Origin of the sequence: Lactococcus muris (genome assembly GCF_042849115.1) — a bacterium.
GTDB classification, from domain to species: domain Bacteria; phylum Bacillota; class Bacilli; order Lactobacillales; family Streptococcaceae; genus Lactococcus; species Lactococcus muris.
This window is the reverse complement of the sequence record NZ_BAAFQO010000016.1, coordinates 20,672-47,522: the sequence shown is the minus strand read 5'-3', so window position 1 is coordinate 47,522 and position 26,851 is coordinate 20,672. Positions and strand designations below refer to the sequence as shown.

The 26,851-nt window shown below is 40.9% G+C and carries 25 protein-coding genes, 1 tRNA gene and 1 pseudogene; 26 read left to right on the top strand and 1 reads right to left on the bottom strand.

Going from position 1 to position 26,851, the window contains the following annotated elements:
* The 26 genes and pseudogenes from ACGHCK_RS09585 to ACGHCK_RS09460 all read left to right on the top strand — a co-directional run.
* A pseudogene (locus ACGHCK_RS09585) lies at nt 1-126 on the top strand (IS30 family transposase); the annotation flags it as partial.
* 10 nt (nt 127-136) lie between these two features.
* The gene (locus tag ACGHCK_RS09580) at nt 137-442 is read left to right on the top strand and encodes a type 2 periplasmic-binding domain-containing protein (protein ID WP_251422553.1); all 306 of its coding nucleotides are present in this window, start codon (nt 137-139) and stop codon (nt 440-442) included.
* Between the two features lie 12 nt (nt 443-454).
* A complete protein-coding gene (locus ACGHCK_RS09575) occupies nt 455-1,396 on the top strand; it encodes an extracellular solute-binding protein (RefSeq protein ID WP_251422556.1) in 942 nt (313 codons plus the stop codon).
* 83 nt (nt 1,397-1,479) lie between these two features.
* Entirely contained in the window at nt 1,480-2,394 is a 915-nt protein-coding gene (locus ACGHCK_RS09570; protein ID WP_202230145.1) for a carbohydrate ABC transporter permease, read from the top strand.
* A complete protein-coding gene (locus tag ACGHCK_RS09565; RefSeq protein ID WP_251422559.1) occupies nt 2,381-3,226 on the top strand; it encodes a carbohydrate ABC transporter permease in 846 nt (281 codons plus the stop codon). Before ACGHCK_RS09570 ends, ACGHCK_RS09565 begins: the two co-directional genes overlap by 14 nt.
* A 19-nt stretch (nt 3,227-3,245) precedes the next feature.
* Nucleotides 3,246-5,237 (top strand): glycoside hydrolase family 65 protein, encoded by a 1,992-nt coding sequence (locus ACGHCK_RS09560; RefSeq protein WP_251422562.1) that lies wholly within the window; start codon nt 3,246-3,248, stop codon nt 5,235-5,237.
* Nucleotides 5,230-5,907, top strand: coding sequence for a beta-phosphoglucomutase (gene pgmB / locus ACGHCK_RS09555; RefSeq protein WP_251422565.1), 678 nt, complete (start codon nt 5,230-5,232; stop codon nt 5,905-5,907). The genes ACGHCK_RS09560 and pgmB overlap by 8 nt, the downstream gene beginning before the upstream one ends.
* A gap of 461 nt (nt 5,908-6,368) precedes the next feature.
* The gene (gene nifJ / locus ACGHCK_RS09550) at nt 6,369-10,025 is read left to right on the top strand and encodes a pyruvate:ferredoxin (flavodoxin) oxidoreductase (RefSeq protein WP_271328377.1); all 3,657 of its coding nucleotides are present in this window, start codon (nt 6,369-6,371) and stop codon (nt 10,023-10,025) included.
* Between the two features lie 183 nt (nt 10,026-10,208).
* On the top strand, nt 10,209-11,036 hold the full coding sequence (gene cdaA / locus ACGHCK_RS09545; protein WP_202230150.1) for a diadenylate cyclase CdaA: 828 nt from the start codon (nt 10,209-10,211) through the stop codon (nt 11,034-11,036).
* Complete coding sequence (locus tag ACGHCK_RS09540; RefSeq protein ID WP_251422571.1) at nt 11,036-11,989, top strand: CdaR family protein; 954 nt, start codon at nt 11,036-11,038, stop codon at nt 11,987-11,989. The genes cdaA and ACGHCK_RS09540 overlap by 1 nt, the downstream gene beginning before the upstream one ends.
* Nucleotides 11,990-12,015: 26 nt before the next feature.
* Nucleotides 12,016-13,377, top strand: coding sequence for a phosphoglucosamine mutase (gene glmM, locus ACGHCK_RS09535; RefSeq protein ID WP_202230152.1), 1,362 nt, complete (start codon nt 12,016-12,018; stop codon nt 13,375-13,377).
* A gap of 276 nt (nt 13,378-13,653) precedes the next feature.
* Nucleotides 13,654-14,160 (top strand): PTS sugar transporter subunit IIA, encoded by a 507-nt coding sequence (locus ACGHCK_RS09530; RefSeq protein WP_251422613.1) that lies wholly within the window; start codon nt 13,654-13,656, stop codon nt 14,158-14,160.
* Between the two features lie 271 nt (nt 14,161-14,431).
* Nucleotides 14,432-15,190, top strand: a complete 759-nt coding sequence (locus ACGHCK_RS09525; RefSeq protein WP_394304542.1) for a hypothetical protein — start codon at nt 14,432-14,434, stop codon at nt 15,188-15,190.
* A 69-nt stretch (nt 15,191-15,259) separates the two neighbouring features.
* Complete coding sequence (locus tag ACGHCK_RS09520) at nt 15,260-16,084, top strand: hypothetical protein (RefSeq protein WP_394304541.1); 825 nt, start codon at nt 15,260-15,262, stop codon at nt 16,082-16,084.
* A 747-nt stretch (nt 16,085-16,831) separates the two neighbouring features.
* Nucleotides 16,832-17,287 carry a tRNA (adenosine(37)-N6)-threonylcarbamoyltransferase complex ATPase subunit type 1 TsaE gene (tsaE, locus tag ACGHCK_RS09515; RefSeq protein WP_202230153.1) on the top strand — a complete coding sequence of 152 codons (456 nt, stop codon included), beginning with the start codon at nt 16,832-16,834 and terminating at the stop codon, nt 17,285-17,287.
* Entirely contained in the window at nt 17,284-17,799 is a 516-nt protein-coding gene (locus tag ACGHCK_RS09510) for a GNAT family N-acetyltransferase (protein ID WP_271328282.1), read from the top strand. Before tsaE ends, ACGHCK_RS09510 begins: the two co-directional genes overlap by 4 nt.
* 232 nt (nt 17,800-18,031) lie before the next feature.
* Nucleotides 18,032-19,408 carry an LCP family protein gene (locus ACGHCK_RS09505; protein WP_271328283.1) on the top strand — a complete coding sequence of 459 codons (1,377 nt, stop codon included), beginning with the start codon at nt 18,032-18,034 and terminating at the stop codon, nt 19,406-19,408.
* Between the two features lie 63 nt (nt 19,409-19,471).
* Nucleotides 19,472-19,545, top strand: a tRNA-Arg gene (locus ACGHCK_RS09500).
* A 285-nt stretch (nt 19,546-19,830) separates the two neighbouring features.
* Entirely contained in the window at nt 19,831-20,361 is a 531-nt protein-coding gene (locus tag ACGHCK_RS09495) for a hypothetical protein (RefSeq protein WP_271328284.1), read from the top strand.
* A 26-nt stretch (nt 20,362-20,387) separates the two neighbouring features.
* The gene (locus tag ACGHCK_RS09490) at nt 20,388-20,603 is read left to right on the top strand and encodes a hypothetical protein (protein ID WP_251422586.1); all 216 of its coding nucleotides are present in this window, start codon (nt 20,388-20,390) and stop codon (nt 20,601-20,603) included.
* 634 nt (nt 20,604-21,237) lie between these two features.
* Nucleotides 21,238-21,984 (top strand): tRNA pseudouridine(38-40) synthase TruA, encoded by a 747-nt coding sequence (gene truA, locus ACGHCK_RS09485; protein ID WP_251422588.1) that lies wholly within the window; start codon nt 21,238-21,240, stop codon nt 21,982-21,984.
* A complete protein-coding gene (locus ACGHCK_RS09480; RefSeq protein WP_251422591.1) occupies nt 21,977-22,810 on the top strand; it encodes a pyridoxamine kinase in 834 nt (277 codons plus the stop codon). The genes truA and ACGHCK_RS09480 overlap by 8 nt, the downstream gene beginning before the upstream one ends.
* Complete coding sequence (locus ACGHCK_RS09475; RefSeq protein WP_202230160.1) at nt 22,807-23,289, top strand: ECF transporter S component; 483 nt, start codon at nt 22,807-22,809, stop codon at nt 23,287-23,289. The genes ACGHCK_RS09480 and ACGHCK_RS09475 overlap by 4 nt, the downstream gene beginning before the upstream one ends.
* A complete protein-coding gene (locus ACGHCK_RS09470) occupies nt 23,270-23,812 on the top strand; it encodes a TIGR01440 family protein (RefSeq protein WP_202230161.1) in 543 nt (180 codons plus the stop codon). The genes ACGHCK_RS09475 and ACGHCK_RS09470 overlap by 20 nt, the downstream gene beginning before the upstream one ends.
* A 461-nt stretch (nt 23,813-24,273) precedes the next feature.
* Complete coding sequence (locus tag ACGHCK_RS09465) at nt 24,274-25,878, top strand: CTP synthase (RefSeq protein WP_202230162.1); 1,605 nt, start codon at nt 24,274-24,276, stop codon at nt 25,876-25,878.
* Between the two features lie 108 nt (nt 25,879-25,986).
* A complete protein-coding gene (locus ACGHCK_RS09460; protein ID WP_251422594.1) occupies nt 25,987-26,604 on the top strand; it encodes a sugar O-acetyltransferase in 618 nt (205 codons plus the stop codon).
* Nucleotides 26,605-26,640: 36 nt separating this feature from the next.
* Here ACGHCK_RS09460 and ACGHCK_RS09455 read toward each other — a convergent pair whose 3' ends face one another.
* Nucleotides 26,641-26,817, bottom strand: coding sequence for a DUF2929 family protein (locus ACGHCK_RS09455; protein ID WP_202230164.1), 177 nt, complete (start codon nt 26,815-26,817; stop codon nt 26,641-26,643).
* Nucleotides 26,818-26,851 lie beyond the last annotated feature (34 nt).

Sequence of the window (26,851 nt, the reverse complement as noted above, 5' to 3'; positions counted from 1 at the left end):
ATGGATGAAGTACCTTCTGAAACCATTGATAAATATATTGAAAAACTTAATCTAAGACCAAAAAAGGTCTTGGGCTGGAAAACACCTTATGAAATCTTTTTTGAAGAGGTGTTGCACTTAACTTGACTATTCAAGAATGAAAAATTGGAAAAAAGTAACACTTTTCGGCACAGCAGCCTTAGCTGCACTAACATTGGCGGCTTGTGGTAAGGGAACGAGCTCTGCAGAAGAAGGTAAAAAGCTAACCATTGGTTATTGGAAAGGTTCTGATACCGAAAATGCAACCCTCGATAAGATGATTAAACAATTTGAAGAGGAAAATGATGTGGATGTTATCCCTAAAGTTTATACAGATATCACCACACAGTTACCAACAGATCTTTCGGGCGGTACAGCACCAGATGCTTTCTATATTGACTCAGCTTTCTTTCCCTACTTATAAGAGCAAGGTGTGTTGAATGATCTGTCAGATGTCATTAATAAAGATGAGTTCTATCCAACGATTGCAAGTGCTTTTGAAGCGGATGGCAAGCCTTATGCTGCAGCAAAAGATGTTTCCACATTGGCGCTTTATATTAATAAAGATATTTTTGCAAAAGCGGGGATTGATCAAGCCAGCATTCCAAAATCCTACGAAGAACTGGTCAAATGGGCACCGGAAGCCCAAGCTAAAATTGATGCGGCATACGGTAAAGGTAAAGTCTATCTGATTAACCAAAATGCCGATTTGGCACGCACATGGCCGTTCCAAACAGCGCGAGGTACAGCACCGATCACGAAAGATGGAAAATCTGATTTGGCTAATCCAGATTCGATAGCAGGTCTTCAAACGATTGTTGATTTGTTTAATGCGGGTGCAGCAGCAACGCCACAACAGGTTGGGGCTGGCGATGAAGGCGCTGGGTTTGCGACAGGGAAATTTGCGATGACCCTGACTGGAAACTGGAATTACAAGGTTTATTTGGATGAATATAAGGATCTGAACTTTGATATTATCCCTAACCTGACTTATCAAGGCAAACCGAGGACTATGCAATTTACTGTTGGATGGGGCGAATATAAAAATACCAAGTCTAAAGAATTGGCGGATAAATGGATTCAGTTTGTGACCGGTAAAGAAGGAATGACAACATGGACAAATGGTGTTGGAACCTTGGCGACTCGTCCAGATATAGCTGAAGGATCAGCTTTCTTGAAAGAGAATCCGCGCTTACAAGTTCACCAAGATTCGATCAAATTTGCAACAGCATGGCAGTCAGGTACTAACTTAACAACCGTTCAAAATGCTTTTGGAAACTTTGTACCGACAGCTTTTAAAAAAGGTGCAACTGCAGATGATTTAAAAACATCAATGGAAAAAGCAGATAAAGAAGCCAACAGTAAAATTAGTCACTAATTAATATTTGGACAGTCAGTAGAAAATTTGAGAGTATCAGAGTTCTGGTACTTTCATAAGATTTACTGACTGGAGGAAAAACTATGGAAAAACAAAAACGTACCAAGAGCCAGATTTCAGAAATGATTCAGGGCTATGGCTTTATCACACCCGCATTGTTAATCATTTTAGTCTTCTTTGTTTTGGCAATTCTTTTCGCTGTATATTTATCCTTCAATGATGTTAATCTCATCATGCACACTTATGAGTGGAACGGCTTTAGAAATTATCAAAATTTATTTCAAGACAAGCAGCTGCTCCGTGCTCTGCAGAATACAGGATTCTTTGCTCTTGTCGTTGTGCCTGTGCAAACCATCATTGCCTTAGTCATTGCTTATATTTTAGCTTCTAAAGGGATCAAAGCTAAGAAAATGTTTCGGCTCATTTATTTCTTACCCACTTTGACTTCAAGCGCCGCCTTGACACTGATTTTCATGTTTGTCTTCAACCTCAATGGGCCGGTTAATGGCTTTCTCGAAAGCCTCCACTTGATTGATGGACCGATTAACTTTATCAATGATACAGACTGGACATTGAAAGTGATTATGGTGATGAATATTTGGTCTACTGTGCCTTACTTTATGACCATCTACCTCGCTTCACTGGTTGATTTACCAGAGGTCATGTACGAAGCTGCTGAAATTGATGGAGCCAATGCCTTCCAAAAATTACGTTATATCACGATTCCTTATTTGCGCCCGATTACGACTTTTGTCTTGCTCACGGGTATTATTGGAACCTTCCAAATGTTTGACCAAGCTTATATCTTCTCTGGAGGTACAGGAGGACCCGAGAATTCAACCTTGACAGTTAGTCTCTTGATTTTCCAATACGCTTTTGGTCAACAGAATCAAATGGGATATGCGGCTGTCATTGCGATTATGCTTGCGATAATCATCTTCGTGGTTTCACGAATCGCTGAAAAATTGAATGGGGGAAATGGGCATGAGAAAAACTAAGAAGCAAAAAGCTCTGAAAATCTTACTTTATACTATCTTGATTATCTATGCTTTCATCACTTTCTATCCATTCATGTGGGCAGTAGCGGCATCATTTAAACCCTTAGCCGAAATCACATCAGGAAATTTATCGCTCTGGTCTGATAATTTTACCTTGGAACAGTACCAATATCTCTTTGATCCTATTTCAGGTTCTCTCTTCCCACAGTGGTTGATGAATTCCATTATTATTTCTGTTATAGGTACAACGGTGAATCTTTTCTTAAATACAATGGCTGGTTATGCCTTAGCGCGTCTCCAATTTCCCGGACGTCAACGCATTTACTATGGCATTTTAGCGATGATGATGGTTCCAACGCAAGTCCTCCTAATTCCGAACTATTTGATTATCCACAACTTGGGCATGATGGATTCCTTTGCTGCTTTGATTTTACCTATGGCAATCAATATTTCCAATATTTTTATGATGCGTCAGTTTTTCTTGAATTTTCCTAAAGATGTTGAAGAAGCTGCACGTATTGATGGCTTGTCACGGGTAGGAACTTTCTTTCGCATTGTTATGCCCTTGGCCAAACCATCCATTGCAACACAGGGTGTTTTCGTCTTCATGGGCTTTTGGAACAATTTCCTCTCGCCAATGCTTTATTTGAAAACACAGAGTAAATTTACGCTAACTGTAGGTCTTCAAATGTTACAATCTGCCGACCAAGGGGGACAGATGTGGAACCGCGTGATGGCAGCTTCAATCCTCACGATTTTACCCATTATCCTCCTCTACATCATCTTTAACCGTTACTTCTTACAAGGGGTACGTATGGATGGGGAGAAATAAAAACGAGGATGAATAAATAATGAAAAACTTTGAATTACGACTTGAGGACTTGGGCAACCATTCTTCAGGAAATATTGAAACACTCTTCGCACAAGCTAATGGTTTTATGGGGATACGTGCCAGTGAACCTATAGCTACAGCACAAGCTACGCCTGGTGTATTCGTTAATGGGTTTTATGAAACACATGAAATCATCTATGGAGAGAACGCTTATGGTTATGCTAAACATCATGAAACAATGATAAAACTGTTTGATTTACGTCGAATTGATATCGAAATAGATGGCGAAGAACTTGAAGTTTTAAAACATCAGGAGCGCTGCCTAGATATGCAAACAGGTTTACTTCATGAAAAGTTTGTCTATGAAACAGCATCAGGGAAACAGATTATGCTGACTTTGGAATCTTTTGCAAGTCATGCAGATCGACAGGTTTATGCCCAACACTGGACGATATCAGCACTGAATTTTTCTGGTCAGGCTAAGATTACGAAAAAGGCACGGTTGATTCAACCTCAAGCAGATAAAGTGTTTGATCCACGTGTGCGTGAAGCCAGTACAAAAATGCGCCAAGAAGGGAATTGCTATCAAACTTTAAACAGTCAATTGAAAATATATGTTAAATTCGATGCCTTTGAAGGGACAGTTGACTTAAGAGAAGGTCAGGATGTTACACTGACACAGCTTTACCAAATTTCGAAGACCAATCATTTTGAGCCTCACTCTTATGAGGCATTGAAAAAGCAACAAGTTGAAATCTTTGCTGCTTTTTGGGAGAGTTCCGATATTGAAATTAATGGGGATGATATGTTGCAAAAAGGCATTCGAGTGAATCTTTTTCATCTGTTTAATTCTGCTGGGCGTGATGGAAAGACAAACTTTGGAGCGAAAGGTCTGACAGGTGAGGGATACGAGGGGCATTATTTCTGGGATACTGAAATGTACCTGCTGCCTTTCTTTATTCATACGCAGCCAGAACTAGCTAAGCAACTCCTAGCCTATCGTCTACATATCCTGCCTGCCGCACAAGCGCGAGCAGCAGAACTTGATTTTAAAGGTGCTTTATATCCTTGGCGGACAATTTCAGGTCAAGAAACCTCAGCCTATTTTCCAGCAGGAACGGGACAAGTTCATATCAATGCAGATATTGCACACGCTTTTAAACTTTATCACGAAGTCACGGGCGATGATGCCTTTATGGAAACAGCCAAATCAGTTATTTATGAAACAGCCAACTTTTGGTTATCTTACGGTTTCTTTTCAAACCGAGGTTTTGAAATTCATGAAGTGACTGGGCCGGATGAGTATACAGCCCTAGTTAATAATAATTACTATACGAATAAGATGGCCCAACAAAATTTGAAATACGCAGCCGAACTTGCTCGAAAATTTGGTGATGAGGACGAGAACAGTCAACTTTGGGATGAAGCTGCTCAAAAGATGTATTTCGTACCTGTCAATGAAGCTGGGATTACGCCGCAAGATGAATCTTTCCTGACGAAAGAAATCTGGAATTTTGAAGATACGCCTTCAGAAAAGTATCCTCTCCTCCTCCACTACCATCCGATGAAAATCTATAAGCATCAAGTCTTAAAGCAGGCAGATACTTTACTTGCGCATATGATTTTTGCCAACGAGACAAAGAGTGAACAAATGGGGCGTGACTTTGATTACTATGAACCTCTGACCACCCATGACAGTAGCCTGTCCCGTGCGGTTTATGGCGTTGTTGCGAGCCATTTGGGTCGTCATGATTTAGCTTATGAATTCTTTAAAGATGCTGCTACAATGGATTTGACTGACCTACAGGGAAATGCGAGTCATGGCATTCATGCTGCCAATATGGGTGGCTCTTGGCTAGGCTTAATCTATGGCTTTGCAGGTTTGCATCGTACATCTGAGGGTTTTTCAGTTAAAAATAATCTCCCACAGGCGATAAAAGGGCTGAGATTTAAGATTAAGTTCAAAGGCCAAACTAAAATATTTGAGATTGGAGAAATCGCGCATGTTTAAAGCAGTTTTATTTGATCTTGATGGAGTGATTACAGATACTGCAGAACACCATTATCAAGCATGGAGAACTTTAGCGGAAGAACTGGGGATTGAAGGGGTCAATCGCACATTTAATGAGCAACTCAAAGGCGTTTCACGTGAGGATTCATTGAGAAAAATATTGTCTTTAGGGAAGCGAGAAAATGACTTCTCTGTGGAAGAATTTGCCAGACTAACGAAACGGAAAAATGACAACTATTTACAGATGATTCAAAAAGTCAGTCCAGCAGATGTTTATCCAGGGATTTTAGAGTTGCTGCAAGAATTAAAGGACAGCGGCATTAAAATTTCCTTGGCTTCAGCTTCTAAAAATGGTCCGATTCTTTTGGAGCGCATGGCATTAACCCCTTATTTTGATTTTATAGCAAATCCAAAAGAAGTTGCAGCCTCAAAACCAGCACCAGATATTTTTCAAGCAGCAGCAGCGGGAGTGGGTGTTTCCACAGATGAAGCCATTGGAATTGAGGATGCCCAAGCAGGAATTTCAGCCATTAAAGCAGCGGGAAGTTTGCCTGTTGGCGTAGGATGCAAAGAGGAGCTAGGTTCTGACATTGCTTTAGTTCCCAGGACAGACTTTTTAACGTTAGCCTATTTAATGGAGATTTGGGAGAAAAATAAAATACTTAATTAAAAGTATCACAGACTGTAGACAAAGTGGATTTCGCTTTGTCTATTTTTATGGGCAAAAGTGATAAAAAGGAGGTAAATAAGCCTTTTGGGGGGTGTCTTAATGCCTTACTGACAAGATAATACTGCTCAAACTGTATTTAGTCTTTTAAGCCTTGTTGAGTCAAGGCCGCTATTTACAAGCGATTCCCAACAAGGTGGACTTCAATTTTATTCATGATTTAGTCCAACCTCACGGCTACTTGATTAAAAGTATCTTTTTATTTGTATTTTGCTTTAATTTGTCAAAAGTATTTGACATTCATTAGCAATGGTGACAATAGTTAAAAGTGTTAAAATAGTAGTAGTCAAAAATTTAAGCGTAAGAGCTCTTGATTTTTCGGGAAAATGTCCACATCAGGAACAAATGACACCGTTTCTGCTGATGGGAAATCAAATAAATGCTTTTACATAAGGACTTTTATCATGAAAAAAACTATGGATGGGAACATGGCCGCAGCCCATGTGGCGTATGCTTTCTCTGAGATTGCAATGATTTACCCCATTACTCCAAGTTCGCCAATGGCAGATTATACAGATGCTTGGTCGATATCAGGACGAAAAAATATTTGGGGACAGACTGTAAAATTAAGTGAGATGCAGTCAGAGGCAGGAGCTGCTGGAGCTCTGCATGGTGCCATAAAGGCGGGAGCCTTGGCAACGACATTTACGTCTTCTCAAGGCCTTTTGCTCATGTTGCCCAATATGTACAAAATGGCGGGAGAACTCCTTCCAGGAGTTATTCATGTCGCTGCGCGTGCTATAGCTACTGGGGCACTTAATATTTCGGGAGATCATTCGGATGTCATGGCCGCACGTTCGACAGGTTTTGCCATGCTGGCGGCCTCCAGTGTTCAGGAAGTTATGGATTTATCAGCTGTGTCACATTTGACAAGCATTGAGGCTTCCCTGCCTTTCCTGAACTTTTTTGATGGCTTCCGCACCTCACACGAAATACAAAAAATTGATGTGCTAGACTATGAAGATTTAGCAAAATTGATCAATCAGGAGAAGCTTGCAGCCTTTCGTGACCGTGCAATGAATCCCGATCATCCCACTGTTTCAGGAACCAATCAGAATGCGGATATCTATTTCCAACAACGTGAAACAGTTAACCCTTATTACGATGAACTTCCGTTTCTTGTCCAAAAGTATATGAAAGCAATCAACAGGTTGCGGGGGACAGATTATGATTTGGTTGACTACTATGGTGTACCAGATGCAGAGGAAGTCATTGTAAGCATGGGGTCTGTTGCAGGTACAATTAAGCAAACAGTTGATTATCTCAATGCTCAAGGGAGAAAAGTCGGTTTTCTTAATATACACCTTTACCGTCCTTTCCCTTCGGAAAACTTCTTGGAAAAATTACCTCAAACAGTAGAGTCAATCGCAGTGCTTGACCGTACTAAAGAAGCGGGAAGTAATGCTGAACCTCTCCTACTGGATGTTAGGGATGTACTTTTTGATTATGATATCTCAGTAAGCGGTGGACGATATGGTATTGGGGGGAAAGATACGCGGCCCGAGCATATTTTAGCTGTTTTTGAACATTTGCGAAATAAAAAAGTCACCAAGAGCTTCACCATTGGTATAGAAGATGATGTAACAAAGCTGTCTTTACCTATCCAAGATAGTCTTGATCTTACCTCACCATCTACCTATCAAGCAAAATTTTGGGGATTTGGTTCAGACGGTACTGTAGGAGCAAATAAGGCTGCAATCAAGATTATCGGAGACAACACAGATAAATATGTTCAAGGTGCTTTTGAATATGATTCAAAAAAATCCGGCGGACTCACAGTAAGTCATTTACGCTTTGGTGATCACCCGATTCAGTCAGAGTACATGATTTCCCATCCTGACTTCGTTGCATGCCATAATACAACATACGTCCGCCAATATGACTTGCTAAAAGGCTTACGAAAAGGCGGTATTTTCCTTCTCAATACAGGCTGGACAGATGAGCAACTTGACCGTAATTTGCCAAGCAAGTTAAAACATTATATTGCAGAAAATAATATCCAGTTTTATAGCATTGATGCGGCAAAGATTGCCCAAATGACAGGACTAGGGCGGCGCATCAATACAATCATGCAAGTGGCTTTCTTTAAGCTTGCAGAGATAATGCCTTTTGATAAGGTTTATGAGATTCTTAAACAAGATGCACAAAAATATGCGCGAAAATCACCTGAAATTGTAGCGCAAAATCTACAAGCCATGGAAGAAGCCTTGACGCATCTTCACAGGGTAAAAGTACCAGAAACTTGGGGCTCAGTCGAAGTGGCAGAAGCAAAGGCAGTCCAAGCAGAAACTGCGCGTAAGCGATATGTTTTTAATTTCCTAGATAAGGTCAATGCCTTTGAGGGAGAGCAGCTGACTGTGCAGGATGTAGCTACTAATGTCACTGCTGGAAGTAGTCCCTTAGGCATCTCGGCCTTTGAAAAACGTGGTATAGCTCTGGAAGTTCCTGAGTGGAATGGGGAGGCTTGCATCCAATGTAATGAGTGCTCCTTTGTTTGTCCACATGCGGCTATTCGTCCTTTCCTTGCAGACGAAGATGAATGGAATGTAGCTCCAGAAGGCTTTCAGGTTATGGATTATCGGGGTAAAGACGGCCTCAAGTATCGGATTCAGGTTTCAATTGAAGATTGTACCGGTTGTGGCCTTTGTGTAGAAGCTTGTCCTAAAAAGGGAGAAGCACTTAAGATGGTATCTTATGAGAGTCAAAAAGAGCAAGCTGTAAACTGGGCTTTTGGAATGACACTCAAGCAAAAGGAAAACCCAGCTCGTCCCGGTACGGTCGCAGGTACGCAGTTTAATCAACCGCTCTTTGAATTCTCAGGGGCTTGTTCAGGTTGTGGTGAAACACCTTATATCAAACTTTTGACTCAGATGTTTGGGGATCGCATGATGATTTCCAATGCTACAGGATGTTCATCAATTTACGGTGGAACGCAGGCTGCGCCCTATACAACTAATGATGAGGGGCAAGGTCCCGCTTGGTCCAACTCCCTTTTTGAAGACAATGCGGAGTATGGTTATGGCATGTGGTTTGCCAGTCAAACCCGGCGTCAAAAACTTGCTGAGACCGTTAAATCTGCCTTGCCAGAAATGTCTGAAAACTTAACGGTTCTAGCTAAAGATTGGCTTACACATTTGGATGACTCTGAAGGAACGCGCGCGCGTGCTGAAAAATTCAAGGCTTTATTAAAAGAGGAAAAAGAAAAATCAGAAGTCCTGCAAGAAATTTATAAAGAGAAAGACCAGTTTGTTAAACCTACACAATGGATATTTGGTGGTGATGGCTGGGCCTATGACATTGGTTTTGGTGGCTTAGATCACGTTATTGCAAGTGGTGCAGATGTGAATATTCTGGTCATGGACAATGAAGTTTATGCTAATACTGGGGGACAAGTTTCCAAGGGCACGCCAGCTAGTGCTATCGCACAGTTTGCTTCTGGCGGGAAAGTTGCCGCTAAGAAGGATCTAGGATTTATGGCTATGACTTACGGCAATGTCTACGTTGCTCAAATAGCCAGCGGTGCCAATATGATGCAGACCATCAAGGCTTTCGATGAGGCAGAAAAACATAAAGGACCTTCACTAATCATTGCCTATACACCTTGTATCGCACACGGCAACTATGAAGGAATGAGTAAAGTTCTTGATGAGGCAAAAGCGGCAGTAAATAGTGGTTACTGGCAGCTTTATCGCTATAATCCAGTACTTGAGGAAGCAGGAAAAAATCCACTCACTTTAGATTTCAAACGCCCAGACTTTACAAAAGTAAGAGAAGTTCTCATGAAACAATCGCGTTTTGCAAACCTTATGAAAGTCAATGCAGAGCAGGCAGAACTGCTCTATGCAAAAGCAGCAAGTGATGCAAGGAAAAAATTCCTAAGGTATGCACGTGTATCAGGGGACTATGATAAATTTATAGAACGGGAAAGCAAGAGCTCTGGTACGAAAGTTGAGAGACCCGTGCGTGAAAAAAGAGAACGTAAAATGCGTCCCGTGGATCCTGAACGTGAAGCAAGACGTGTGGCAAGAAAGGCGGCACGTCTTGCTCAGGAGTCGAAATAAAAAGAGGAACAGCGACAGTAGGGCGCTGTTTTTTCGTGAGATGTTGAAGAGGGGAGAGAATTATAGAAGGGGGAGCACTAATTTATTTGGAAAAGTTTGAAACTCCTAATATATCAGATAAGAGCCGCTTTTCTGCTTTTTTTGTTATAATAGAAAAGAATAATTCAGTAAGGAGGGTAGTATGTGAGTGATTTTAGTCAAATCTTTAATCTTGATTTTTGGCAAAAAATACTGGAACTCAATCAGTCGCCTTTGCGCGTCATCATTTCGATTATTGACATCGCCATTGTTAGCTTTTTCCTTTATTTAGCTATGCGTTTTGTCCAAGGAACGAAGCTGGTTAGTCTGGTACGCGGTGTTATCATTTTTGTGCTTATAAGAATAGTCGCAGGTCTAATAGGACTGACCACACTGGAGTGGCTACTGAACCAAGTGATTACTTACGGAGCCATTGCCGGTGTTATTATCTTCCAGCCAGAAATTCGCAGAGCTCTAGAAGGCTTAGGGCGCACACCAAATCGTCTATCTGCAGGTCGTGCTAAGTCAATAAACAGTTACATCGATGCCTATGAAAAGTCTTTTTCCTATATGTCCGAACGTAAAATCGGTGCACTGATTGCCATTGAGCGGACACAAACTTTGAGTGAATATGCCTCGACAGGAATCAGATTGGATGCGGATATCTCTAGCGAACTGATTATCAATATCTTTATTCCTAATACGCCTTTACATGATGGAGCTGTCATCATTCAAGACGACAAAATTGCTGTAACTAGCGCCTATCTCCCCCTAACTGAAAAAATGGGTATTTCGAAAGAATTTGGTACACGTCACCGAGCAGCTATCGGTCTTTCAGAGGCTTCAGATGCTCTAGTGCTTGTAGTGTCAGAGGAAACCGGAGGAATATCAATTGCCTATAATGGTGAATTGTATGCAGATATTTCAAAAGAAGTATTCCATGAAAAACTCACTGCTATTTTAGGACCAGAAGAAACAGGAGGCAAAAAATAATGAAAAATAATTTTTTCGCTTCAAAGCTTTTTACAATATTAGCATCAATTTTCTTTGCAGTTATTTTGTTTTTTAATGCTAGTTCCGTTGCCTTGAGAAATCAAGGAAATTCGACTACCGGAGAGGTTTATGCGACGACCATTTCCAATGTTCCCATTGAGCTTAAGTATAATACGGACGAATACTTTGCTAGTGGTTACAATAATACAGCAAATGTCTATTTGACCAGCTACAATCGCGTGCAAATCAGTACGGAAGAAAATCCAGATTCGCGCAATTTCTATCTTGTCGTGGATTTATCCAATGCCAGAGAAGGAACGGTCACAATGCCTGTTCGGATTCAGCAGCTTCCCAATGGGATCAATGCACAGATTGAACCGACGACCTTGACGGTTCGCTTAGAGAAAAAAGCCAGTGCAGAGTTTAACGTTACACCTGTGATTGAGGAAGCTCAACTGCCAGAAGGTTTTAAAGTTAACGATATAAATCTGAGTCAAGAAAAAGTTAAAGTAACAGCGGGAGAGAGCAGCATTAAGCAAATTCATGCTATTCAGGCGGCCTTGCCAAGTGATGCTTACCTGAACGATGATTACTCTGGTACAGTGACATTGCACGCTGTTGATGCTGATGGCAAATTACTTCCTGCACAAATCAGTCCTGCCACAGTTCAGATGAAAGTAAGTGTAGAGAAGCCTTCGAAAACAGTTCCTGTTCATGTGAAAAAAACAGGGACCATGGATCAAAGTCTCTCGGATATAAAAACGTCACTTTCGCATAAAACAGTGACGATTTCAGGAGAACAAAGTGCTCTGGATAAAGTTGATAGCGTAGATGCGACAGTAAGCATATCTGGCGTTACGCAGAAAGAAACAGTGAATGTTGATATCCAAGCAGATGGAGTAAGTGTTAAACCGAGTCAAGTAGAAGTCACATTGACTCCGGTAAAAAAATAGTTGAGTGAAAAGGAAAGAAAAATAAAATGGGTAAATATTTTGGAACAGATGGTGTTCGTGGAGAAGCAAATGTGGAATTGACGCCAGAGCTGGCTTTTAAGCTTGGGCGGTTTGGAGGCTATGTTCTTAGTCAGCATGAAGTTGGAACGCCTAAGGTGTATGTTGCGCGTGATCCACGTATCTCTGGGCAAATGCTTTCTACAAGTCTAATATCTGGGCTTTTATCTGTGGGGATTGAAGTCTATGACTTAGGCGTTATTGCCACACCAGGTGTTGCCTATTTAGTCCGTAAAGAAGAGGCTTCTGCAGGAGTAATGATTTCTGCGAGTCATAACCCAGCTTTGGACAATGGGATTAAATTCTTTGGATCAGATGGTTTTAAACTTGACGATGACAAAGAACTAGAAATTGAAGCGCTAATTGATGCAGAAGAAGACAAGTTGCCTCGACCATCTGCTGAAGGGCTTGGTATTTTACATGACTACAATGAAGCTGTTCGTAAATATCAGGCATTTCTGAAAGCAACAGCTGAGGGTGATTTTGAGGGCTACAAGGTTGTATTGGATACAGCCAATGGTGCTGCATATACATCAGCTCGTGCCGTTTTTGCGGACTTAAATGCAGAGTTAACAGTGATTGGTGAAAATCCAAATGGTCTCAACATTAATGAAGGTGTTGGCTCTACTCATCCAGAAAAAACAGCAGATACAGTGCTGGAAACGGGGAGCGACATTGGTCTGGCTTTCGATGGAGATGCAGATCGCCTCATTGCAGTTGATGAAAAAGGTCAAGTAGTAGATGGCGATAAGATCATGTTTATTGTCGGGAAATACTTGCTTGAGCGAGGACGATTGGTAAAAGATACCGTTGTAACAACTGTAATGTCTAACCTCGGTTTTCACTTAGCGCTTGAAGAATCTGGTATGAACTCTGTTGTGACTGCTGTAGGTGACCGTTATGTTGTTGAAGAAATGCGTAAAAACAATTACAATTTTGGAGGAGAGCAGTCAGGTCACATGGTCTTCTTGGATTATAATACAACAGGAGACGGTCAACTTTCAGCCATTCAACTTTTAAAGGTAATGCGTGAAACAGGGAAAAAGTTATCAGAATTAGCCGCCGAAGTAGCTATCTATCCACAAAAATTGGTGAATGTCCGTGTGGCAAATAATGCTGCCAAAGAAGGGGCAATGGATATCCCAGCCATTCGCGAAGTGATTGCAAGGATGGAAGAAAAAATGAATGGCAAAGGCCGTATCTTAGTGCGTCCAAGTGGGACAGAACCTCTTCTTCGCGTTATGGCAGAAGCTCCAACCGATGAAGAAGTGAACGATGTTGTTGATACAATTGTTGATGTCGTGAAAGAAGAAATTGGTGTAAAACTATAATGAGATGTTTTCACCGTGTGTAAAGTTAAACGATTTATAGCGTAGAGACTCCTAGCGGGTCTCTTTTTTATAAACTGTGGTATGATGTCTAACTTCTTTCACGCAAGAAGATAGGCTATGGGGCTATTATTAAATACTGTAACCACGCTGTTGACTAAATTACTTAATGTGACTAGTGAAGTTAAATGTGTTACAATTAAGATAAATGAAATAATAGGATGATATTTTAAGCGTAAATATTGATGAGCCATAACAAAACGTAAAAGAGGAAAAATGATGTTTGGTAACAGCCGCAGAGAGAAAGTGCCCCTTGAAGACAGTAAACTTTATGCACCTATGGATGGTGAAGTCTTTGAACTAACAAAAGTTTCCGAAAATATTTTTGCTCAAAAACTAATGGGTGAGGGCTATGCTATTGAACCAACAGCTACAAGTACGACAGCGAAAATATACAGTCCTGTAAGTGGAAGAGTGACTATTAGCCAGGGGCATGCGGTAGGATTGCGCCGAACAGATGGTCTTGATATTTTCCTACATATCGGCATTGATACTGTGAGTTTAAATGGTGAACCTTTTGACATAAACCTGAAAATTGGTGATTTTGTCAAAGGGGGTGAAAAAATTGGGAGTGTGAAGTGGTCCGAGATACAAAAGGCTAACCTCCCCTTGACGACCACTGTTTTGATCACAAATACGGCTAAAGCTTTGGAAGATTTGAGTATGAACTATGGCTTCGCATCTGGGGCAGAAGTTGTGGGGGAAGCCAAGGCTAAACAACCTTAGAGCTTGGTATAGGTGCTCTTTGTTTGTGAGAAAAAGGATAGCTTCGAAGAAAGATGAAGCATGTAGGCGATGCATGGGATATGCAAGAGATTGAGGGGCTCTTGCATTTTTTGATTTTACAAGATTACTGAATCCCTGCTTTCTCATCAAACACTCATTTCATTTGACTTTTTTTTTTTTTTAATACTATAGACTCAGAAAGTAAACGTAACATTAGAAATGTATTTGTAACGAAAAAACAAAAGAATAGGTTACGTCAAAGGAGGAGTTTATGACACCAGAAAAGAAAAAACAGCGGCGGCTGCGCAACCTTGCACTCCTGTCGCTCTTGTTACTCGCAGTAGGCGGCACCTTCGCCTTCCAAGCCTTCAACCAGCGGGCCATCAATGACCGGCTGAATGACGTTCAAGTTAATGTCGGTGGTCGTGTCCACGACTACTACAACCGGGAGACAGAAAACAAGGATGTCTTCGTAGAAAACTATGGCGAACGGCCAATCATGGCACGGATACGTCTATCCGAGTTCCTAGAAACCCGACAAACGGGTGAGATGGACTTCACGCCCTTAGTTTCTGGCAGTCAGCGCGACCAACTTGACAGCTGGACCACCTGGATTCCAAGCTCAGACAATATAAATGTCCGTGCAAATGTTGGAAACTCTGATGCCTTCAACCGTTACTCACGCTTGACCTTTGGCTGGAGTCGTGAAGGAGAATTCGCTCCTTGGTATATGCCCACCTTCAACCGTGATAACTTGGACCTGATGACAGCTGCTGCAGGTCATGCCCGAGACTATATTGCAGGTGGCGGAGCGACAGATGGCGTTACGGATGGTGCCACTCATCCCGGTGCTGGAACTGATGCTTACTGGTCTGAAAATGATGAATACGAGAATGGCAGCCAAGGAACGACTTGGCCAGGAGTCATAGCTACCCATACTGCAGCTCAGAACTTGCAGCAACAGCGGGCACCTATGACTATCGAGCAGTGGAACAATCTACAAGACTATCAAAAAATTGGTGATTTCTGAGTTATTGACCATGAAACAGGTTGGGCCTATTGGGCCTCTCTACTAGAGCCAGGTCAAGCGACTTCTTACTTGTTAGATGCGGCAGAAATGCTGGATGCCATTGAAGATACTGTCTTTAACGGCTCTTACTACTACGGTATCCATGTGGACAGCGAACTTATCAGTCCGGGCGAAGAATTTACAGATGAGGCAGGTGCTTCGGGTAACTTGGCTGACTTCCTCACAGGTATCAGAAACAACGCGATGGACGGCGAGGGTTCTAATCCCCGTGCTGATGTAGACTCTCCACCATCAGCCTTTAACTTTGATGCTATGCTTCCTGGTCGTGTCTTCACTATGGAAGGGGAGCAGTACCGTTACTTAGAAGATATGGGTAATGGCAATCACATGATTATTCGCAATGAAGCAATTCGTTATGTTTCTTGGGAAGAGCAGAATGATGAGCTGGTTTCTTGGTACGCGGGACTTGATGATGAGGTGAAGGCTATGGTTCGTCCTGTCAATGTTCCTGCGCCAGAGAGTGTCCCTGATGTCGCGGATGGAGCTGTTCAGTGGAATCCAGACTATGGCCTACGTTTCCTGCCTTCCAACTTTAATGAAGCAGCATTAGGCGCTGTGGTCAATGATGTGACGACTATTGCGAGCACTGGTTCAGGCCGTGCCTTTGCCCTTTCTTTGGCAGATGTGGTGCGCTTATCAGGTCCTGAACAAGGCTTCCAAAATCATGCAGGACGTGTAGGAGCTAGAAGCAGTTTCTGGTGGTTACGTACTCCTGCAACATTAGATCTTGCTTGGAACGTGCGCCAACGTCAGATGGGACAACTCATTCCTTCTCCTGTTACAGATTTCCCAGGCACAGGAGGCGTTCGTCCTGCTTTAATCATCAACCAATAACATTAACAGCAAAAACACTCTTTTCGACATAGAAAAAGAGTGTTTTTTATGGTGCATCAATTTTGAGAATTAAGTGAAACTATAAGGAAATGCAAACTAGGTGAAAAGGCTATTTTGTATAAGCTTGACAAGCAAAAATGTCAAGTAGAACTTATTGTTCTATTGCAGAGAACCCGCGCTGAAATCAACTAGGTCAGCAATTTTTTGTTTTGTACATTTTTTAGAATAAGTCCGTAGTGAGCTTTTTATTTGATTTTGAGATATTTAGAGTTGCTGATAGAGTAGAAAACAAAATGATGAAATAAGAATGTGAGAAAAGAAACCTTTAGTATCAATGGGTATTTTAATTGCTGTACGCATTGTTATTATTTTAGAGATTGGAGGGAAGCTTTATATGGATAAGAAACAATTTTAGGATGAAATGCTAAGCGTGGTGACGAGTGAGGAAGCCAAAAAGGAGATAGAGTGAGGACTGAAGAATCTATAGCAAAAGGCCTTAATACCAGAAGGGATAATTAAATCGTATGAGATTGATTATGAAAGTATCGGGCATAATCCTATGGGGGATTATGTCTGATGTGATTGTAAATAATGATGATAAACTTAGAGTCTATAATACGTTAGTCAAAGAGTGTCTACTGGAAATTTGGCAACTGCTGGTGGTGGAAATAGATCTGCCTTAGAGGAGTTGCTAACAGATAAGAAGAAATAAATTGACATATTCAGAACTATGTTATAATGAATACTATGAAATTAAAAGTAAATGAAGAGGAGATGCTAGCCTTTGCCGAGCATTTGGGCAGCTTCTTTCAAGCACAGGATGTTCTTGTGCTGACAGGTGAACTTGGTGCGGGAAAAACGACCTTTGTAAAAGGCTTAGCGATAGGTCTGGGCATTCACCAGATGATTAAGAGTCCAACTTACACCATTGTCCGTGAATATGATGAAGGGAAACTTCCCCTGTATCATATGGATGTTTATCGTGCAGGTGATGATCCCGATAGCTTTGATCTTGATGACTATCTTTTTGGTGATGGTGTTTCAGTTATTGAGTGGGGGGAACTTCTGGGTTCAGCTTTGCCGGACCATTATTTGGAAGTAAGGCTGGATAAATATGTGGACGGCTTTGCTACAGATGCGGTACGTGAGTTAGAACTTATCCCGCACGGGCAACGCTACGAAGGGCTTTTAAGACAGTTATGAGTACAGAGTTACTTATTCGTGAGGCAAGGAAGAAAGACAGCTCAAAATTGATTGCTTTTCTTGATCAGGTTGGTAGGGAGAGCCATTTTTTGACCTTGGATGAGGCAGGAGTACTGATGACCGAGTCTCAGATGGAAGAATATTTGGAACAACTTTTCCAGAAGGATAACAATGCTTATTTCCTTGCCTTTTTAGGAGAAGAAATTGCGGGAGTTTTGCATATTACTGCTGATTTTCATTATCGTGTCCGCCATATTGGAGATATTTTTATTGCGGTCGCCTCAAAGTTTCAAGGTTATGGCATAGGGACGTTTCTTTTTGAAGATGCTCTCGAATGGGTGGAGGAAATAGGAGTATTAAAGCGTTTAGAACTCACAGTCCAAAAACGAAATAAAGCAGCCATCCACTTGTATGAAAAATTTGGTTTTACGATAGAGGCCATTCAAAAATACGGTGCACGTGATGAGCATGGAAATTTGATAGATGTCTATGTTATGGTGAAGTTTTTCTAGTGATTTTTGCAGATAACAAAGACTTATTCAGCACATTTTTGTGAGATAATGGATGCACGCAGTCTTTGCTGGAATTTTTATTTTTTTTTACAGTGTTTTAACGAGTTTTTTACTCATTTTAGGAAGAAATAGGTCTGGGACGTTTGTTATTCTTACGCCTTTTTTGTGGATTTGCCATGGAGCTTTTTGCATCTCTTGTTGTTTATTCGTAAAAATTTGATATAATCTTACTATGAAACTTTGGAAAAAATCGCTGCTGATGATTATGGGAATCATCGCCTTAACGGCAGGAGCAGCTACTGTCTATGTATCGACAGTCTTAAATAGCACAACACAAGCCTTCTCAAAGACTTATGCTGAAGCAGGTAATGCAGATGCAGAAAACATTATCAAAGCTACAGAGCCTTTAACTATTTTACTTATGGGTGTTGATACAGGCGGAGCTGGTCGTGGAGGATCAACCAGTTGGGATGGCAACTCTGACTCCCAAATTGTCATGACGCTTAATCCAAAAACGAATACAACGACAATGGTATCTATTGAACGAGATATCATGTCTAACATTCTGGATGAAAAAGGAAATGCTGTTTCGACACAGAAAGTGAATGCCGCCTATCCAATGGGATATAATGCTGGCGGGCTGGAAACAGGCGTTGAGTATGCTTTGAAAACCATTGGTGATCAAGCGGGAATCCCTGTTGATAACTTCTTGATGATTAACTTTGATGGGCTTGTCAATTTGGTGAACGATGTTGGGGGTATTGATATTGACAATACAACAGGGCAGACGCTCTACATCTCCGATACCGAACCAGAATATACGGAGCAAGTTCCACCAGGGAAACAGCACATTGATGGAAGACAAGCGCTTGTTTATGCACGTGATCGCCATCATTTACCTAATGGCGACTATGGACGTGCAGCGCATCAGCGAGAAGTTATTTCTGCAGTCATGAAAAAATTATTGGCGCTGAATAATATTACACAGTATCAAAAATTCTTAAATGATATTAGTAAGGACATCAAGACAAATATTCCAATCAATAGCTCTACCTTGACCTCTTTATTGGGCTACAAGGATTGCTTTAATAAAGTTGTTTCGATTCAGTATCAAGCTATTGGTTATACAAATCCAGCGGATGGTGGTTCTTACCAACTCTTGGCTAATAATACAGCACTTGCCGTTCAAAATGCTCTCCGTTCTTCTTTACAAAAAGAGACTGGAAACCGTTTAAGCGACAACTTGATTACTTATGAAACTTTGACTGGAAATGCACCAAGTTCATATTTTATGCCCTCTGCAACAGTAACAGAACATGGTAAATCAACAGTTTATGGTATTGATGTCGACGGATCATTTGTAAAACTAGACAGCAGCAACTCAACTGCCTATGTGTCAACAGATGGCAGCGCTGCAACAAGCGATAAGCCGGCATCTTCTGATGAGACAAAGAGTAGTGCAGAGCAGTCAAGCTCCCCTAGCGTTCCCTACAGTGGTGCAGCAGATGATGGAACGGGTTATTATGGAGATGGAACTACAGTTCCAGGATCTGGAGGAGCGGTGGCAGACGACACAACCACCTATGCGAATCCTTATGCAGGTCAATAATTGCTTCAATTAGAAAAATATGATAGACTAGACGGGTAGTGAAAAATTCTACTTGTTTACTTTGGTCCGATAGCTCAGCTGGATAGAGCATTCGCCTTCTAAGCGAACGGTCGAGGGTTCGAATCCCCCTCGGATCATGATGCCAAACCTCGCTCCGCCTTTGTGGCGGGGCTTTTTTATGTTTTGTACCTAACCTATTTTTATTTTTCTTAAAAATTGCTTGTATAGCTTGTAATTGATGATTTATTCATATATAATGACTTTAAATAAAGATAGCGCTTTCGATACGGCGTTGGAATCCAAAATAAAGTAAAGGCGGTGATACTGTCATGGAAAGTGAGAAGCAATAGCAGTGACTACATTTTCATCGGTATGGTCAGATAATGACAAAAATATTTGTCTAGAAATCAAAGAAAGTTACTATGAAAGAGTTAATAAGTAAAATTCTTTCATCAAGTGCGTCATTATTGTTATTATCTGGAGCCGTAGGCCCCACTGTATCTGTGTTTGCAGAAGAATTATCACCTCATAAGATAGAAAGTAGAGGGATTTCTACAACTGCTTATTTTTGGAAAGTTGATAGCAAAACCACTAATAAATATTATTATGGCGGGTGGCGGACTGGTCTAATTGGTAAAGGGCCGGCGACGCTAATTGTTAATCAATCTTCAAGTTTAAGTCGCTCGGTTAGCGCTTCCATATGTGGCTCTTATCCTGCTGGTCAGGCTACAATTGGAGGCTCGCTAGGTGTGACTATTGGGAAGAGCTATACTTATGGAACAAATTATTCAATAACTGTTCCTAAAAGTAAAAGGTATCAAATTATAGTTCGTCCATATTTTAAACAGGTTAAAGTAGTTCAGCGCCAATGGATTAAAACAGGAACCGTTAGTTCTAAAACTCCAAAGACAGCTGTTGCATATGTAAATATATTCCAGTATTGGGATTTATAGTTATAAAGTAGTTTAAGGAGGAGAATATGAAAACTTATATTCCTGTTGATATCGGCTTAGTTTTATTCTTTGCCTTGTATGTTTTTAGTTATTGTGTTTATTATTGGGTTCCTAATGATGGTTTTACAACTAAGTATGCTCTACTTGGAACTCCGTTAATTTTTATTCCTCTTGTTTTTATCGCTTGGGGAATCGTAAATTTATTCCGTGAATATGTTTCAAATATTAGTTCAGAAGAATGATTTACATAATGAATTGACTCTCTGTTAGGGCAGAGAGTTTTTTGTTAAATAGTAAATATGTTATGACATAATGGGCTATTCTTATAGGTGAATCTCTATGTCTATAGGGGGCTTGTGCCAAATTTTGTGCCAAATCTATTTTAAATAATCAGTATAGTTAGGGTACAAGAAGTTAATATAGAGCGAATTATTTTTCGGGTTCATAGGGAGAATAAAAGGAAAGTGAACATAGTACTGATGGTTGAAGTAGACGCGCTAAGTACCAGCAACATTGCTTTTCAAATGAAGTATTTTGGATAGAGAGAAGGAAGCTGGCTTTAGTCAAAATGTAAAAACAAAGGTATTAATCATAGTATTCTTGTCTACTTGGTCAAGTATTTTTTTCATTTTTGGGAGTTTTATCTTCAAGCACGTTTACCGTCCTTTATCTTTCTGATATAAAAAACGACATGGGCATTTTTGACTCTTCTCTAGACTGATGTCAATGTTTTGATTAAACAGTTTCTGTTTCAATTATTATACGGTGTAAAGAGGGGAAAGGAAGTTTTGGAGGGGGTAAAAAAGAATGGAAATGAATGGGAATTTTAGATTCGCTTGGACAAATATATACTTGATTTTTTGCTATAATATAAGCATGACTAGATATATGGCAACGATTGCTTATGATGGCACAAATTTTGCAGGATTTCAAACGCAAAACAATCAGCGGACAGTGCAGGAAGAGATTGAAAAAGTCTTGACAAAATTAAATTCTCATCAGTCCGTAATATTGCAAGCTTCAGGCCGAACAGATTCAGGTGTCCATGCGCATGGTCAGCGGATTCATTTTGATTTGCAAGGGCAGCGAGATGAGGAACGTTTACGTTTTGCTTTGGACACGCAAACTCCATCGGATATTGCCTTTCATGAAGTCACACAAGTTGAAGAGGACTTCCATGTTCGCTTTAACAAGCATGAAAAGATTTATGAGTATTTTCTGGAAAACAGTAAAGTTCGGAGTCCCTTTTACCGCCTTTATCGTGCACATTTTCGCTACAATCTGGATGAAGATTTGATGCGGCAAGCCCTAGCGGATTTGATAGGAACGCATGATTTTACTGGCTTTACAGCAGCTGGTGCTACGGTTGAAGACAAGGTGCGGACGATTACTCAGGCTGAACTTGTGAAGCTTGACGAAGAAAATTACAAGTTTATTTTTCGTGGTAACGGTTTCCTTTATAAGCAGGTTCGTAATATGATGGGAACTGTTATCAAAATAGGAAACGGGCGGATGCCTGTTTCACAGATTAAAAAGATTTTAGAAAGTAAAAATCGTGACCTAGCAGGTCCGACTGCGGCCCCAGAAGGGCTCTATCTCAAGGAGGTAATCTATCTTGACTAAAAACGTTGTTGCTGTTCATGACATTTCTTGCGTAGGGCGCTGTTCATTAACAGTCGCACTCCCCATTATAAGCGCTTACGGTATTGAATGCCGTCTTTTACCAACTGCGCTTTTGTCAACACACACAGGAGGTTTTACGAACTTTACTTATCTTGATTTGACAGATGAAATGCGCAATATTATCAAAGCTTGGAAAGAACTAAATCTCCATATGGATGGGATTTACAGTGGTTTTATGGCCTCTGCCGAACAAATTGACGTGCTCAAAGAGTTGATCGATATATATAAAGATGCGAATAATCTTGCCATAATCGATCCTGTTATGGCCGATCACGGGGAACTTTATAGTGTGTTTGACATGCATTTTGTAGAGAAAATGGGCGAACTCTTGCCTTATGCGGATGTTCTTTTACCAAATATTACAGAAGCCTGCCTCCTAACGGGAACACCCTATCAAGAAGGGGTGCAGACAGAAGCCTTCATTGAAATGCTCATCGAAAAATTACAAGCACGAGGGGCAAAAAATGTCGTTTTGACTGGTGTCATGCTTGATGAAAAATATGTTGGAGCTGCTGCCGCAAGAAGCACTGGACAGATTGACTATGTTTTTGCAGAAAAATTACCTGGCGCTTATCATGGTACAGGAGATATTTTCGGCTCTGTTTTATCCGCAGAGTTGACCAATGGCAAAACGTTAACCGCAGCAACACGAGAAGCTGTTGACTTTGTAGTCAAATCAATAAAAAATACACCAAAGTCTGCCGACAAGCGCTATGGTGTAGAGTTTGAACAAACATTGAAAAGCAAAAGGAAGCAGGATAAATGAAGTACTCAACTAAAAGATTAACCCTCTTGGCGCTGTTAGCTGCATTGACATTTGTACTAGGCTATTTCACGAAAATACCTATTCCTGGTGGTTATTTTACCTTACTTGATGCGGGTATTTTCACGACAGCGATGCTTCTTGGAAAACGTGAAGGTTTAATCGTTGGGGCCCTGGCAGGCTTTCTCAATGACTTTATTGCTGGATATACTGCATATATGTTTTTCACCTTAGTCATTCATGGGCTACAAGGTTATTTGGGTGTAGCAACAAAAAACAAGGCACTTAATTACTTGCTGGCTACTCTGGTTATGGTCGGTGGTTATTTTGTGGCGGATATGTTTATTGTCGGAAGCTTAGCAGTGGCCTTGCCAGATATGGCAATTAATGCTGTGCAAACCAGTGTAGGCTTTGTCGTTGCCTTACTCCTCACAGAAATTCTTAAGAAATCAGGTGCGCTTCATGGACTTAAAACAAATTAAAGAAGAAACAAAAATTATTATTGAAGATGTTATTGAAAAGACAGAGATAAAACCCGGACAAATTTTTGTCCTGGGATTATCCAGTTCCGAAGTCAATGGTGGTAGGATTGGCAAGAATTCATCAGCAGAGATTGGCGAAGTAATTGTCGGAACAATTTATGAGGCGCTTAAGACGCGGGGGATTTATTTAGCTGTCCAAGCTTGTGAACACCTTAACCGTGCCTTACTTGTAGAGCAAGAATTGGCAGACAAAAAAGACTTGGAAATCGTTTCTGTTGTTCCGCAGCTCCATGCAGGAGGCAGTGGGCAAGTGGCAGCTTATAAGCTTTTTAAGGCACCGGTCGAAGTTGAGCATATCACGGCATATGCTGGTCTTGATATTGGAGACACAGCTATTGGAATGCACGTGAAGCATGTTCAAATCCCTGTGCGACCTGTCCTAAAAGAACTTGGGGGCGCGCATGTCACCGCTCTTAAATCACGCCCTAAGCTTATAGGTGGAGAACGTGCAAGCTACCAGTAAAATACCTGTATTTGCATATCAGTTGGTAATGAAGGTAAAGTGTGAGAAAATGAACTTAACAATAAAGAGGGAGGTGCAGATGACAAATAAAGTCGAAGTAGATGACCTCAGAGAGAAACCAGTTGCTCGCGAGTCCTACTGATATTCACTAATTTCTAAAAGGAGGGGAGATATTCTTACCCTCTTTTTTGCTCCCTATAAAATCAAGGACCTTGACAAAAAAACGAAAATCAGATAAAATAATGTTCGGGCACCGCTTTTTGCGGTAAAGTCAGAAGCTCCCTTACGAAAGGGAGCTTATTTTTTTATTTCGCGACTCACATTTGTGGCTAAAACCACTAAATGTTCGATGGCAAGCTCTACGGAGCTTTGCCTAAGCGCCTCGTTAGGAAAAATAAAAAGCAACTATTTTTCCATCATATTTTCCCAGGCTTAATATAGAAAACAGAGGAGATTTCGCATTGGCAACTAAGTATATTTTCGTCACAGGTGGTGGTACATCATCAATGGGTAAAGGTATTGTTGCAGCGTCTTTGGGACGTTTGCTCAAAAACCGAGGCCTTAAAGTAACTGTACAAAAATTTGACCCATATCTTAATATTGACCCAGGGACAATGAGTCCTTATCAACACGGTGAGGTTTTTGTTACAGATGATGGCGCTGAAACAGACCTTGATCTTGGGCACTACGAGCGTTTTATTGATATCAATCTTAATAAATACTCAAATGTAACTTCAGGTAAAGTTTACTCTGAAATTTTACGTAAAGAGCGTAAAGGGGAGTATCTTGGAGCGACAGTTCAAATGGTGCCTCACGTTACAGATACACTAAAAGAAAAAATTAAGCGTGCGGCGACAATGACAGATGCAGATGTTATCATCACTGAGGTAGGTGGAACAGTAGGTGATATGGAATCCCTGCCATTCATTGAAGCCTTGCGCCAAATGAAAGCGGAAGTTGGTTCAGATAATGTAATGTACATTCACACTGTCCCAATCCTTCACTTGCGTGCAGCTGGTGAGTTAAAAACCAAAATTGCACAAAATGCGACAAAAACATTGCGTGAATATGGTATCCAAGCCAATATGTTGGTGCTTCGTACAGAAGTCCCAATCACACGTGAAATGCGCGACAAAGTAGCCATGTACTGTGACGTTGATCCTGAAGCAGTTATCCAGTCTCTTGATGTGGAACATCTCTATCAAATCCCGTTAAACTTGCAAGAGCAAAACATGGATCAAATCGTTTGTGATCACTTGAAACTTGATGCTCCTGCAGCTGATATGACAGAATGGGCAGCAATGGTTGACCACGTGATGAACCTTAAGAAAAAGGTCAAAATTGCTTTGGTTGGTAAATATGTAGAACTGCCAGATGCTTACATCTCGGTGACAGAAGCGCTGAAACATGCCGGATATCCAGTAGACAGTGATATCGAATTAGACTGGGTAAATGCAAATGACTTGGATGACAGCAATGCTGCTGCGCGCTTGAAAGATGCACATGGTATCATCGTTCCTGGAGGATTTGGTCAACGTGGTTCAGAAGGTAAAATTTCAGCCATCCGTTATGCACGTGAAAATGATGTACCAATGTTGGGAATCTGTCTTGGTATGCAAATGACTTGCGTGGAGTTTGCACGTAATGTTTTAGGCATGGAAGGGGCACATTCTTACGAATTAAATCCAGAAACACCGTATCCAATCATTGATATTATGCGTGACCAAGTCGATGTTGAAGACATGGGCGGAACTTTACGTTTGGGTCTTTACCCATCAAAACTAAAAGCAAACACTAAAGCACGTGCGGCTTATAACGATGTTGATGTTGTACAACGTCGTCACCGTCACCGCTATGAGTTTAACAATAAGTACCGTGAACAGTTTGAAGCTGCTGGCTTCACATTCTCCGGTGTTTCCCCAGATAACCGTCTGGTCGAAATTGTTGAGTTGACAGACAAGAAATTCTTCGTTGCTTGTCAATATCACCCAGAATTACAATCACGTCCAAACCGTCCAGAAGAGCTCTACCAAGCCTTTGTTAAAGCTGCTGTTGAAAACATGTAAAAATAAAAATCCCTACCTATAGTTGGGGATTTTTTGTGTATAGTTTTTAATATTGTTTCCCATCATAATTTGATATACTGGTTTTATTATTGAGGGAGGGGGGGAACCATGTCAGAATATCAACGTATGATTTCAGGTCAACTTTACAGTGCAGCTAAGATTGAAAAAGAGTATAATCCACAAACATCAAGGGCACTTGCTCAAAAGATAAATCAAATCAGCCTACTGGAACAGGAAAAAATTATTGCCTTAGAAAAACAACTGTTTGGAAGTACAGGAAAATCTATTTATGTGAATCCGCCACTTCAAGTTGATTATGGTTTTAACACGCATATTGGTGAAAACTTCTATGCCAATGTCGACTGTATCTTTTTGGATGTTGCACCGATTACTATTGGAGATGATGTGATGTTTGGTCCTCGTGTGAGCCTGATTACACCGCTGCATCCTATTGATGCAGATGTCCGTGCTCGTGGCCTTGAATACGCAAAGCCAATCACTATTGGAAATCGTGTATGGCTCGGCGCAGGTGTCATCGTGAATCCTGGTGTTACCATTGGCGAGGGAACGATTGTCGGATCAGGGGCAGTAGTGACAAAAGATCTGCCCGCACATGTTATTGCAGTGGGAAATCCTGCCCGTGTCTTAAGAGAAATTAGCGAGGAAGATAAACATTACTGGGAAAAGCAGGAAAGTGATTATCATGAAACAAAAAAAGCAGACTAAAAGCTGCTTTTTTATATATCAGTCATTTAAGAGAGATTATTTCTTTGGTTGAACCACTCCGACTTCACTAATAAGTAAAACGAAAAGTCCGAATACAAGTGAGACAATCAAAGTGCTCAATGGCTCGTCAGGTACTCCAGCAAGTGCAGTTATAATGTAACCTACAACTTCGCCAATAACAGCCGACCAGAAAAGAGTTACAAGTACTTTCATAATGATTCTTCTTTCGATTTTTCTTCAAAATAAA